This is a genomic window from Propionispira raffinosivorans DSM 20765 (assembly GCF_000381065.1).
GTDB lineage: Bacteria > Bacillota > Negativicutes > Selenomonadales > Selenomonadaceae > Propionispira > Propionispira raffinosivorans.
The window spans coordinates 1-12,055 of sequence record NZ_KB905850.1 but is presented as its reverse complement, the minus strand read 5'-3'; the positions used below and the strand labels follow the sequence as shown (position 1 = coordinate 12,055).

The window sequence follows — 12,055 nt, the reverse complement described above, 5'->3', positions numbered from 1 at the left end:
TGAGCAAAATTGGAGTCAGTGCATGGATTTAATTTGTTACATATATTATACAAGGGGGAATTATAATGAATTATGAAGAAATCATTGTTTATTTAAAAAGTAAAGTGAAAATAACTCCGGAAATTGGAATTATCTTAGGTTCAGGACTTGGGATGCTGGCGCAGGAAATCACAGAACAAACGGTGGTTCCATACAGTGAAATACCACACTTTCCTCAATCAACTGTGGTTGGGCATAAGGGACAATTTATTTTTGGCTATTTAGCAGGGAAAGCTGTTGTCTGCATGGATGGAAGATTCCATTACTATGAAGGTTATGATTTACAGCAGGTTACACTGCCCGTTCGTGTGATGAAAAAAATTGGTATTTCGAAGCTTATCGTTACGAATGCAGCCGGAGGCATCAATGCAGACTTTATGCCAGGTGATTTGATGTTGATTCGAGATCATATTAATCTTTTGGGCGTCAATCCTTTGCGCGGAAAAAATGAAGAAACGTTTGGGGAAAGATTTCCGGATATGTCAGAAGCTTACGCGAACGAACTACGTACGCTGGCTCTTGCTGCTGCCGATGAACTTAAAATCAACTTACGGCAAGGGATTTACGTTGCGATGAGTGGACCTAGCTATGAAACACCGGCTGAAATCAAGTATGCGAAAATGATCGGTGCGGATGCCGTCGGGATGTCAACGGTGCCGGAAGTAATCGTAGCCGTTCACTGCGGTCTGAAAGTCCTCGGTATTTCCTGCGTGACCAATATGGCAGCAGGCATTTCCAAGCAAAAACTCAATCATAAAGAAGTCATGGAAACAGCAGAGATTGCCAAAGAAAAATTTATGGGTTTGGTCAAAAAAGTCGTTTCAAATATGTGATTGAAAAATTTTAGGCATAAAAAAGAGCAGGAAGTATGCGGTGAAATTGATAAACTGCATGCTTTCTGCTCATATATTTTATCTAGAATAAGCTAGGCTCACATTTATGTTTTCAATATGAGGCCGCTTACTTTTTATAAATTCATTTTTTCATAAGGGTTGATGGCATTGCTGGCGGCTGCGGCTGCAGCAGCGACAGACTTGTCACTTAATGTTAATACTGCTGCCGGACCTATGTTTGCACTGTTGGTAGTGTTTGCATTGCTGACTGGTTTGCCGCATTGTCCACAATTGGTACAAGTTCCCTTACCTAGAACACACTGTCCATTCACTTGGGTTTTTACAGAGGCACTGGGAAGGATGCTGTTAATTGAAGAAATACCCATGAGAAAACCTCCTTTAACATTTAAATCAAACTACTTTTCATTATACACTAAAATATAAAAAAAGTTCTCACTATCCAATATTTTCTTCATTTTAGTAAACCATTTCTTATACGGCAACTGGATTTATAATCTACATTTATTTTGCAGTAACTTTGGATTTCAGGTACAATGATGTTATGCTATTCTCGTCGTATATTTTGTGATTTAAAAGAAAGATTATCACGATTTTTAGGCTCTATTTTTAAAAAATATTATACTTATGAACCATTAATGATAGGAGGGACTGTTATGGGAAAAATCAAGATGGGACTTTTTGGATTTGGGAAAACTGGCAAAATCGTGGCAAATAAAATTATGAGTGAAACAGATTGTATTTTGGAATGGGTTATACGTCAACATAAAGAAGAGTTGACGTATGCGAGTCAACTTTTGGGTTATGAATTTAAACAAGGGGAAATTTTTGCGAAAAATGATATTACCGAAGACTTTTTTCGTGAAAATCCGGTCGATGTTATTATTGATTTTTCATCTAGTAAGGCAGTTTATGAATATTATGCAGCTGCACAAATAGGAATTCCGATTGTATCAGCTATATCAAAATATGAACCGGAAGATTTGGCTGCACTAAAATCTTATGCGACAAAAACAGCAGTCTTATATTCACCGAATATTACCGTAGGTATTAATATATTGATGGTAGCAGCACAAATTTTACAAAATATTGCTCCACATGCGGACATTGAAATTGTCGAAGAGCATTTCAAAGAAAAAAAAGAAGTTTCTGGAACCGCAAAAAAAATGGCAGAAGTGCTTTCTTTAAAACAAAGCAGTATACATTCTATTAGAGTGGGAAAAACGATTGGAAAACATGATATTATTTTTGGCTTTCCCAACCAGACAGTTCGACTTATGCATGAGAGTGTTGATCGAGCTGCTTTTGGACAAGGTGCTATTTTTGCAGCAAAATTTCTTATAAAACAATCTCCTGGTTTATATTCAATGGAGCAGATTGTATCGGAGATGTTTAAAAAGAATATCCCTGTATACTGAAGAAGGGTGGATCATTCTTTCAATATACAAGGATGAAAAAATAGAAATAGCATAGAACATTTTAAAAGCCAATCAAACTATATTTGTAGCAGTGACACTTGTTATTGGTAAAATTTAGTAAGTTTAATAGAAAGAAGCAGCAAGAGAGGAATTTGTAAATGAAAACGAAAGAAACGATTCAAAAGGATCAAATGATTAGTGCGTTTTGGCGCCGGAGTCTGGCATTTGTTATTGATCTTATTATATTGGGGCTAATTGGGATAGCTATTGGAACAGCTCTTGAGCAGCAATTGGCTATTATGGGAGAAAGCGGTCCATTGATTGGATTTGTGATAACGGTACTTTATTTTGGGGTTCTCGACAGCTATATTGGGAAAGGACAAAGTATTGGAAATAAACTGTTTAGGATTTGTGTTGTAAATAAGGATGGAGAATTTATCACACTGGCACGATCTTTTGCTCGTGCAGCAATATTAGGGGTTCCAATCTGCTTGAATGTATTATATCTACCAATGTTACCAGATTTTGTCCAGCTTATTATAGGATTACTCTTTTTTTCTATATCAGTAGCCGTAATATATTTTTATTTATTTAACCGTAATACGCGCCAAGGTTTTCATGATATTGTAACTAAGGTGTTTGTTGTGCAGGCGAATAGAGTTAAAGAACCAATTCGTGCCATTATTGGACGGGCCCATTTGGTGATATGTTCTCTTTTCGTAATGGTTGTCTTGTGTTGGGGCGGATACGTTATTTATTTACAGCATCAACCGGCTAACGTTGAAACGATGACGATGCTGACGAATTTACAAGCAGATTTGGCCAAGATCGAAGGTGTAGATACGACTGGTGTTTATGTTGGAAATCAGGTGAAATCAAACGATGGAAATATGATTCAAAATATGAATGTCACGGTTTACACGCATGATCCAAAGCTTGATCTTAAGGTGATGGAAGATAATATCATAAATATTGTTTTAGAAAAATATCCACTAGCGAGCCACACAAAAGAAATACAAGTCAGAATAGTTTATGGCTATAATATTGGTATCGCAAAAAAATATCAGACGCATATAACAGCTTTTTCACCGGCAAATTTAGAACGACGGGGTCATGCAATTGAAAATGCAGTCTTCTAATTTATATGAATCAATCATAAAATAAAGGCTTATACTTATATGGAGGGATAAACATGTCAATTGAAAGAGTAAAACAATATTTTCGTGAAAAGGGCCTGGATAGTAAGATACAAGAATTTCCTTCATCCAGTGCTACTGTTGATTTGGCGGCACAGGCTTTACATTGTGAAGGTTGTCGCATTGCCAAAACACTTTCTTTTCATATTGATGATCGGGTTGTATTGATTGTTGCTGCTGGTGATACCAAGATAGATAATCATAAATATAAAGAACACTTCGGTAAGAAGGCGAAAATGCTTTCTTTCGACGAAGCCGAGCCTTTGATCGGTCATGCAGTTGGCGGCGTTTGTCCCTTCGCTGTTAATGAAGGTGTTGAAATTTATTTAGACGAGTCTCTAAAACGATTTGATAGCGTATTTCCCGCCTGTGGAAGTTCGAATAGTGCTATTGAACTGACCATTCATGAACTGGAAGAATATTCTCGCGGCTTGGGCTGGGTTGATGTCTGTAAAATCCATTGAATTTTAGGAACATAAATGTTTCAGATGCATAAATATTCGGCTAACTCTACGGAACGTTTATTGAATCGTGAGGCTTATATGGTTATGATAAATGTATGGGGGTGAGCAAGATGGATTGCAGCAGGGGTGGAAAACTAATTTTTGATTTGCGTAAAGAAAAGAAGATGACACAAAAACAACTGGCAGATGCAATGAATATCAGCGATAAAACTATATCCAAATGGGAACGCGGCTTGGGCTGTCCAGATGTATCTTTATTAAAATCTCTTTCTGATATCTTGGGCGTACATATTGAAAAAATCCTATTAGGAAATTTAGATCCGAATGATATCGATGGAGGCAATATGAAACGAATTAAATTTTATGAATGCCCTACTTGTGGAAATATCTTAACGGCTACAGGTGAGGCAACGATTTCTTGTTGCGGTCGGAAACTTTTGCCACTCGTAGCCAAACCAGCAGATGATTTGCACAAAATAAATGTAGAAGAAATTGAGGATGATTTTTACATCACATTTAAACATGAAATGACAAAAAAGCATTACCTCACTTTTTTTGCTTATGTAACTTGTGACCGAGTGCTTCTGATCAAGTTATATCCGGAACAAGGCGGTGAAGTGCGCTTTCCAAAACGTCAGCGTGGAACACTTTATTATTGCTGTAAAGAGCACGGACTATGGATCAATCAATAGTATAGTTATTGCTGATTCTGGCTCCACATAGTGACCATTGTTATGATGCTTCAGAGGAAGAAATGCAGGCAAAGCATGATGGGGAATTTAAACTGTAAGGAAAGACGTGAAATTGTTTTTGTGGTAAATGGAAATCACTTATAGAAACTAAAAAAAGTCTATAGGTGATCTCTGAAAGCCTCCCTTCGTGGAGTGAAAAGATAAAGCGAGCCTGTAAAGAAAAATAGCCGCGGATCAATACTGATAGTCTAAGTATTGATCCACGGCTATTTTTCAGGTTGCAGATCGATTTCATTTATGGTATAACCAGAGATATCACTGCAATAAAAAATGCAATTTAGTACAATTAAATAAAGTATATATTCAACTAATTATGGAAAAAACCAATGAACTGTTGCCAATTCACCCCATTAATTTAACTCAGTATAGGTGCTTTAGGTGAAATATGGAGGACTTTATGGAGAAAAAAAGTTTAGAAGAAAAAATATTTGAATTTTTAGAGATAAAGAGTGTAAACAATAAAATCGGACAAGGGCATACAACGAATGAGATTACACGATATGTAGGATCACTTCGAAGTAATGTGAGTGCCGTATTAAATAAGCTTTATCGAAAAGGACAACTTAAAAAAATAGAGGGTCGTCCAGTTAGATATGTTATTTCCGATGAAATAGAAAAAACAATCTATATGAGTAACGATGTGGTTAGTTTTTCTACATTGATTGGAAGTAGCGGCAGCTTAAAAAAAATAATTCGGCAGGCGAAGGCCGCAGTGTTATATCCTCCAAAGGGAATTCATACTTTACTTTTAGGACCTACAGGTGTCGGAAAAACCATGTTTGCTAGCTTAATGCATAAGTTTGCTAGTGAGAATGGTGTGATGCCTTTGAATTCTCCATTTATAGAATTCAATTGTGCAGATTATTCAAATAATCCACAATTACTCATAGGACAATTATTTGGATATAAAAAAGGTGCGTATACTGGTGCAGATCGAGAACATCATGGCATCGTTGAAAAAGCTGATGGAGGCGTACTGTTTTTGGATGAAATTCATCGTTTGCCTGCGGAAGGGCAGGAACTTTTATTTTATTTAATAGATAAGGGTGAATTTTGTTCGTTGGGAGATACAGTAAAAAAGAAAGTCAATATTCTTCTGGTGTGTGCGACTACAGAACAAGTAGATACATCCTTATTGCAAACATTTAAACGCAGAATTCCTATGACGATTTATATTCCGTCGCTAAAAGAGCGGACATTGGAAGAACGATTTTTGTTAATCCGTGATTTTTTTCAAAAAGAGTCACGACAGGTAAATAGGCGAATCATTGTAACGGATGAAGTAATAAAAAGCTTATTATTATATCCGTGCATAGGCAATATAGGACAATTAAAAAGTGATATTAAATTAACTTGTGCAAATGCTTTTTTAGATTGTATTGGCGAGATGCAGAAAAAATTTACAATTGAATTACATCATCTTCCTGATTATGTTAAACAAGGAATGTTGTATCTGAAGGATCATTCTGAAAAAATAGAAGAAATTATTCAAAATAAGCACTGGTTTTCTTTTGCTGGCAAAGAGTTAGAATTTTCTAATGAAATAGATATAAGCAAATATAAAAACAACTTTTATGGGCAGATTGAAAAAAAATTGGAAGAGTTGCATAGCCGTCAATATAGTGAAGAAGATATTCGACTTATAATGACTACGGAAATTGAAGGTTATTTTAATAAATATATCAGAAATTTTGATGACTATACAATGGAAATTTCTAAAATTGTAAATGCAAATACAATTAAATTTGTTGATGGTTTACTAGGTTATGCTGGCAAAGAATTGCACAAAGTTTTTCCTGTTAAAGTTTTTCACAGTTTATGTTTACATATGCAGGCTAGCTTGGAAAGAATGCGAATAGGGAAACCAATCATTAATTATAAATTTGGCGAGATTTTAGAAAAGTACCCGGAAGAATTTAAAGTTGTCCATGATTATTGCCGCAAATTAGAACACGAATATGATGTGAAAATACCTGTAGAGGAAATTGCCTTTATTACAATGTTCTTAAGTATTGATAAAATAGAAGGTGAATACCAAAAAAATCATCCGTTGTTAGTTATAGCTATGCATGGTAGAAGCACAGCTAGTTCAATGGCTGAAGTGGTTAATTGTCTGTTGGGAATTCAGTATGTGCTAGCTTATGATATGAACCTAGATAAAAGTTCAAAGATTTGCTATGAAGAACTTAAACAATTAATAAAAGTTAATAACCCTAGCAGTGTGATTTTACTTGTAGATATGGGATCTCTTGGAACCTTTGGTGAATTAATTAGTGAAGAATTAGGCATTGATTTGCGAGTGATTCATTTAGTTACTACGGTTATGGCATTAGAGGCTGCACGGAAAGTAGCGGTAGAAAATAATATTGATATTATATGTCAATCACTTCGTGATACAGTTCCAATGTCATTAAGCTATGGCACAGAATTATTTAAGGACTTTAAAGTAAATAGTGAATTTGTCATTATTACTCTTTGTGTAACTGGTGAAGGTAGTGCTGTGAAAATTAAAAACTTAATTGAAGATAATGTGGATGTTAAGGCAGAACACGTAGAAATTTTACCAATGTCTATTAGTGATGATCAAGAATTGGAAAAAAGATTACAAAAAATTGCAAATGATCGTACAATTATTGCAATTGTAGGTACAATAAATCCACATTTTTATGGGATTCCATTTATTTCATTATCAGATTTAATTATGTTTAACCGTTATGATAAAATTCGAAATTTAGTGAAAGGTGCACAAGTTATTACAACGGTTAGTGCAACGGATATGATGGAAATCAAAAATCAAGTTTTTGATGCTATTAAAGACAAATTAAAACATATTGATGTTGATGAATTCAAGCAATATTTTGAGTTGTTTATAAAAAATTTGGAAGATGTTTTGCATATTGTTATAGATAAAGATACGATGGTAGGATTGATTTTTCACGTAACTTGTGCGATTGATATTTTGCTGGATGGTAAAAAAACTCGTGAGTGTAAAAATAAAAAAAATATATTACAAGAATATACGGTAGAGATTGATAAAATAAAGCAGACTCTAGAGGTTATTGAGCAAGCATATTCGCTTGATATTAATATTGATGAGATATGCTTTATTTTGCAAATTATAAAACAGTCATAGTGTATTAATAGTGTATATTTATTGGTGGAAAAAGCAATAGTGTATGAATTGTGTATGATTCGCCAGGAAAAGTGAGGTGTTTTCGTTAGGAAAACTCTCGCTTTTTTTTACTTGAAAAGTTGGCATGATATTTGCAATATAAGTAAGTATAGATAAATTCATATAGAAAAGAGGGTGTAAACATGAAAATACTATTAGTTTGTGCTGCAGGCATGTCTACTAGTTTAGTTGCAGAAAGTATGCAGGATGCTTTAAGTGAAACGGAAAAAGATTGGGTGATTTCAGCGGAGCCAGCTGAGCAATTTCATGACGTGGTAAGTGAATATGATGTCGTATTATTAGGTCCGCAAGTTCGATTTAAAAAGGATGAGTTTCAAGAGATTGCGGGGGTAAATATTCCTGTAGCCGTAATTAACACTATGGATTATGGACGCTGCAGAGGAGATCAAATTTTGCAGGCTGCTAAAGAGTTATATAAAAATAAGGCATTAGGAGCAAGAACATGAATCACATGAACATTTTTGAAAAATTTAGTCAGTTTTTGGAACTGAAAATTGGTCCAATGGCTGCTTCATTTGCTAATCAAAAGCATATTTTAGCTGTGCGTAATGGTGTTATTGCCGCTGTCCCTTTGACAATTGTGGGAGGGATAAGCTTGATAATGGCTTTTCCACCAATTGATCCTACTCGAGTGAGTGATAATCCCAATATTTTCACTCAAATGCTTTTACTGTGGCATAGCTGGGCAAGTGCCAATATGGCAACAATTTTGGCACCATTTAATATGACTATGGGAATTATGGCTTTATTTGTTGCTATGGCAGTAGGGTATAATTTATCAATTTCTTACAAGATGAATCCACTTTCTGGTGCGATGACGGCAGCTGCGACTTTTTTGTTGGTTGCGGCACCTTCTCAAAGCGTAGTAGTTCTTTCTAAAATAAATGATAGTATGAGCTATCCCTTAATAAGCAAATTAGGACAAGATGCATTACCTTTGAAATTCATGGATGCTAAAGGGATGTTTACGGCGATTCTAGTAGGGTTGCTGGTTGTTGAAATTGCTCGGTGGTTAAAAAAGAAAAATATTGTAATAAAAATGCCAAAAGGTGTACCACCAGCTGTTGCTTCTTCTTTTGAATTACTCATTCCATTGATTATTTGTGTATTTGGTTTTCATCTGATTAGTTTATTATGTGAATCAACTTTTGGAATGCTTATACCGGAAGCTATAATGAAAAGTCTAGCGCCATTTGTTGGTGCTGTAGATAGCGCAGGTGGCACTTTTGTCATAGCGACTATGATGAATTTGTTATGGTTTATAGGATTACATGGACCTGCCATTATCGGTGGCGTAAGCAGACCGTTTTTAGATAGCAATCTTTTGGCGAATGCTTCTGATAAAATTGCAGGGCTGCCTTTGGAACATATTTATACGACACCATTTCAAGATTTCTATATGCAATTAGGTGGGTCCGGTGCTACGTTAGCGTTAGTCTTTATGTTATTGTGGAGTAAATCGAAACAACTTAAAGGAATTGGGCGTATTGGATTATTGCCTGGTTTATTTAATATTAATGAGCCGATTATTTTTGGTCTGCCATTGATTTTTAATCCTATTTTATTTTTACCGTTTGTCTTTATTCAGGGAATTAATGGCGTTATTGCCTATACGGTTACGGAGATGGGACTAGTCGGTGCTACTTTTGTTACTGCGCCATGGACAACGCCTGCACCTATAGGTGCATTCCTTTCTACCATGGATTGGCATGCGGCAGCATTGATATTATGCTTGATTGTAATAGACTTTGTAATATATTATCCATTTTTTAAAATTTATGAGAAGCAATGTATAAAACAAGAAGCTGAAAGTTCTAATGACGTGAACAAATAAGGTTTTTATAATTTGAAAAGTTACCAATGGGAGGAAAATATCATGAAAAAAATCAAAATTGTTACTATTGGAGGAGGATCAAGCTATACTCCAGAATTGATAGAAGGATTTATTGTTAGAAAAGATCAACTGCCAATAAAAGAAATTTGGTTAGTTGATATTGAAGCTGGAAAAGAAAAATTGGAAATTGTTGGCAATCTAGCAAGACGCATGGTCAAAAAAGCTGGACTGGATTGGGAGATTCATTTATCTTTGGATAGAAAAGAAGCATTAAAAGATGCTGATTTTGTATCGACCCAATTTCGAGTCGGACTCTTAGACGCTAGAATTAAAGATGAACGTATACCATTAAAATATGGTGTATTAGGACAAGAAACGAATGGAGCCGGAGGGATTTTTAAAGCTTTAAGGACAATACCTGTAATTTTAGATATTGTTAATGATATGAAAAAATTGTGCCCCAATGCATGGCTTGTTAATTTCACAAATCCATCTGGGATGATAACAGAAGCAGTTCTTAATTATGGAAATTTCGAAAAAGTGGTTGGCTTGTGTAATGTGCCAATAAATCATAATTTTCGGGAGTCTAAGCTAATCGGAAAATCACCGGATGAATTAATATTCCAATATGCAGGATTGAATCATCATCATTGGCACAAAATATACGATAAGTCGGGCGATGATTTAACATCCTTGGTCATGGAAAAATTATTTGAACAGAAAGAAAGTACCATGGAAAATATTGAATTTGTTCCCTTCTGTGAAGAACAGATTCGTGATTTAGGAATGTTACCATGCAGCTATCATCAATATTATTATTTGACAGATGATATGGTAAAAAAAGAATTAGTCAATTATGAAAACCACACTACACGTGCAGAGTTGGTAAAAAAATTAGAAGCTGAGTTATTTGAACTATATAAAGATCCCAACCTAAAAGACAAGCCAGAACAGTTAACGAAACGTGGTGGAACGCATTATTCAGATGCTGCTTGTGAACTTATTTGTTCAATATTGAACAATAAAAAGACAGAGATGGTTGTAAGTACGCGCAATCATGGAGCATTAACGGACTTACCTTATGAATGTGTTGTAGAAGTAAGTAGTATCATAACAGGTATTGGACCTAGACCGCTCACTTTTGGAAAATTTAAACCAGCTATGCGTGGCATGGTGCAATTGATGAAAGCTATGGAAGAAGTAACGATTGAAGCTGCTGTTACTGGCAGTTATGCGAAAGCTTTACAAGCATTTATTCTCAATCCGTTAATTCCTTCTGGGGAAATTGCTAAAACAATCTTAAATGAAATGTTATTGGCACATAAAGATTATTTGCCGCAATTTACAAAAGCAATCAAGGAAATAGAAAAAAATAGTTAATTATAAAGACAAAATAGAGGATATTGTTAGAAACGATATAGTTATGTAGATAGGATAACAATCTTCCTTGCTGTAAGAATAGTCATAAAACTATTTCGAACAGAAGGGAAGATTGTTTATATTATGACAAAAAATTTTACTACCAGGAGGTTATTATGGACGAACTAACATCGAAAATTTTTCAATTAATTACGAATTCAGGGGATGCAAGGAGTACTGTTTTTGAAGCTTTGGGTGCAGCTCAAGCTGGTAATATGGATAAAGCAAATCGTTATATAGGCATGGCAAAGGAAGGGTTAATAGCCGCACATAAAGTTCAAACAGAATTAATTCAGCAAGAATCTAGTGGCGATAAGCTAGAACTTAGTTTATTGATGGTACATGCACAAGATCATTTGATGACTTCTATGCTGGCAAAAGATCTGATTGAAAAAATGATTTATATGCAAAATGAAATTAATGAATTAAAGAACAATAAATAGTAAGTAAGGTAGTTTTCAAATTTTATTGTAAGTAGTGCAAGTAAATGGAGGTGACAATAAAGATGGATACTAAAATCAGCGATAAGTATATCGCAATTTTAAAGGAAGAACTTGTTCCGGCATTAGGCTGCACAGAGCCAATTGCTATTGCATATATTGCCGCTTGTATATTACGGTACGGCAGTACCGTGGTTCCGGAGAAGCGGAAACCGCTTGTCCGGAACAGGAAACCGATGTTCTAGCGGTGTGAGCCGCCTGTCCGGAGCCGCGGGAGCCGATACCGAAGATTACTCTGTTAAATCTTTATCCAAGCCATAAATCTCTCTCATAGAAATATCTTTCGAGGGATCCAAGCTTTCGATATTGATTTTATATGCATCATGGACGATGCGGTCCAGAATGGCGTCAGCCAAAGGGCTGCTATCACCGCCAAGCTGCTCATACCA

The 12,055-nt window shown here is 35.3% G+C and carries 12 protein-coding genes; 11 read left to right on the top strand and 1 reads right to left on the bottom strand.

The window, feature by feature from the left end; all coding sequences use genetic code 11:
• Nucleotides 1-65: 65 nt before the first annotated feature.
• Nucleotides 66-872, top strand: a complete 807-nt coding sequence (locus tag F606_RS0110515; protein ID WP_019553843.1) for a purine-nucleoside phosphorylase — start codon at nt 66-68, stop codon at nt 870-872.
• A gap of 134 nt (nt 873-1,006) precedes the next feature.
• Here the strand turns inward: F606_RS0110515 and F606_RS0110510 are convergent, their stop codons facing one another.
• The gene (locus F606_RS0110510) at nt 1,007-1,204 is read right to left on the bottom strand and encodes a hypothetical protein (RefSeq protein WP_211210058.1); all 198 of its coding nucleotides are present in this window, start codon (nt 1,202-1,204) and stop codon (nt 1,007-1,009) included.
• A gap of 342 nt (nt 1,205-1,546) precedes the next feature.
• On the opposite strand from F606_RS0110510, the gene F606_RS0110505 reads away from it, so the two are divergent.
• The 10 genes from F606_RS0110505 to F606_RS0110460 all read left to right on the top strand — a co-directional run bounded on the left by F606_RS0110505 (nt 1,547) and on the right by F606_RS0110460 (nt 11,851).
• Nucleotides 1,547-2,308 (top strand): 4-hydroxy-tetrahydrodipicolinate reductase, encoded by a 762-nt coding sequence (locus F606_RS0110505; protein ID WP_019553841.1) that lies wholly within the window; start codon nt 1,547-1,549, stop codon nt 2,306-2,308.
• Nucleotides 2,309-2,466: 158 nt separating this feature from the next.
• Nucleotides 2,467-3,447 carry an RDD family protein gene (locus tag F606_RS0110500; protein ID WP_019553840.1) on the top strand — a complete coding sequence of 327 codons (981 nt, stop codon included), beginning with the start codon at nt 2,467-2,469 and terminating at the stop codon, nt 3,445-3,447.
• 53 nt (nt 3,448-3,500) lie between these two features.
• Nucleotides 3,501-3,968 carry a YbaK/EbsC family protein gene (locus tag F606_RS0110495; RefSeq protein ID WP_019553839.1) on the top strand — a complete coding sequence of 156 codons (468 nt, stop codon included), beginning with the start codon at nt 3,501-3,503 and terminating at the stop codon, nt 3,966-3,968.
• Between the two features lie 110 nt (nt 3,969-4,078).
• The gene (locus tag F606_RS0110490) at nt 4,079-4,660 is read left to right on the top strand and encodes a type II toxin-antitoxin system RelB family anti-toxin (RefSeq protein WP_019553838.1); all 582 of its coding nucleotides are present in this window, start codon (nt 4,079-4,081) and stop codon (nt 4,658-4,660) included.
• A gap of 457 nt (nt 4,661-5,117) precedes the next feature.
• Nucleotides 5,118-7,853 carry a sigma-54-dependent transcriptional regulator gene (locus F606_RS20980; RefSeq protein WP_019553837.1) on the top strand — a complete coding sequence of 912 codons (2,736 nt, stop codon included), beginning with the start codon at nt 5,118-5,120 and terminating at the stop codon, nt 7,851-7,853.
• 182 nt (nt 7,854-8,035) lie between these two features.
• Complete coding sequence (locus F606_RS0110480; RefSeq protein ID WP_019553836.1) at nt 8,036-8,359, top strand: PTS sugar transporter subunit IIB; 324 nt, start codon at nt 8,036-8,038, stop codon at nt 8,357-8,359.
• Nucleotides 8,356-9,747 (top strand): PTS sugar transporter subunit IIC, encoded by a 1,392-nt coding sequence (locus tag F606_RS0110475; protein WP_019553835.1) that lies wholly within the window; start codon nt 8,356-8,358, stop codon nt 9,745-9,747. The genes F606_RS0110480 and F606_RS0110475 overlap by 4 nt, the downstream gene beginning before the upstream one ends.
• Before the next feature lie 42 nt (nt 9,748-9,789).
• Entirely contained in the window at nt 9,790-11,127 is a 1,338-nt protein-coding gene (locus F606_RS0110470) for a 6-phospho-beta-glucosidase (protein WP_019553834.1), read from the top strand.
• A 155-nt stretch (nt 11,128-11,282) separates the two neighbouring features.
• Nucleotides 11,283-11,609: a PTS lactose/cellobiose transporter subunit IIA gene (locus F606_RS0110465; protein ID WP_019553833.1), complete on the top strand. Its 327-nt coding sequence runs from the start codon at nt 11,283-11,285 to the stop codon at nt 11,607-11,609.
• Between the two features lie 62 nt (nt 11,610-11,671).
• Entirely contained in the window at nt 11,672-11,851 is a 180-nt protein-coding gene (locus F606_RS0110460; protein WP_019553832.1) for a hypothetical protein, read from the top strand.
• Nucleotides 11,852-12,055: the final 204 nt, after the last annotated feature.

What these genes read in the sequence shown, in the direction of transcription:
- F606_RS0110515 (WP_019553843.1), top strand. Translation starts at nt 66, where the DNA reads ATGAATTATGAAGAAATCATTGTTTATTTAAAAAGTAAAGTGAAAATA.
- F606_RS0110505 (WP_019553841.1), top strand. Translation starts at nt 1,547, where the DNA reads ATGGGAAAAATCAAGATGGGACTTTTTGGATTTGGGAAAACTGGCAAA.
- F606_RS0110500 (WP_019553840.1), top strand. Translation starts at nt 2,467, where the DNA reads ATGAAAACGAAAGAAACGATTCAAAAGGATCAAATGATTAGTGCGTTT.
- F606_RS0110495 (WP_019553839.1), top strand. Translation starts at nt 3,501, where the DNA reads ATGTCAATTGAAAGAGTAAAACAATATTTTCGTGAAAAGGGCCTGGAT.
- F606_RS0110490 (WP_019553838.1), top strand. Translation starts at nt 4,079, where the DNA reads ATGGATTGCAGCAGGGGTGGAAAACTAATTTTTGATTTGCGTAAAGAA.
- F606_RS20980 (WP_019553837.1), top strand. Translation starts at nt 5,118, where the DNA reads ATGGAGAAAAAAAGTTTAGAAGAAAAAATATTTGAATTTTTAGAGATA.
- F606_RS0110480 (WP_019553836.1), top strand. Translation starts at nt 8,036, where the DNA reads ATGAAAATACTATTAGTTTGTGCTGCAGGCATGTCTACTAGTTTAGTT.
- F606_RS0110475 (WP_019553835.1), top strand. Translation starts at nt 8,356, where the DNA reads ATGAATCACATGAACATTTTTGAAAAATTTAGTCAGTTTTTGGAACTG.
- F606_RS0110470 (WP_019553834.1), top strand. Translation starts at nt 9,790, where the DNA reads ATGAAAAAAATCAAAATTGTTACTATTGGAGGAGGATCAAGCTATACT.
- F606_RS0110465 (WP_019553833.1), top strand. Translation starts at nt 11,283, where the DNA reads ATGGACGAACTAACATCGAAAATTTTTCAATTAATTACGAATTCAGGG.
- F606_RS0110460 (WP_019553832.1), top strand. Translation starts at nt 11,672, where the DNA reads ATGGATACTAAAATCAGCGATAAGTATATCGCAATTTTAAAGGAAGAA.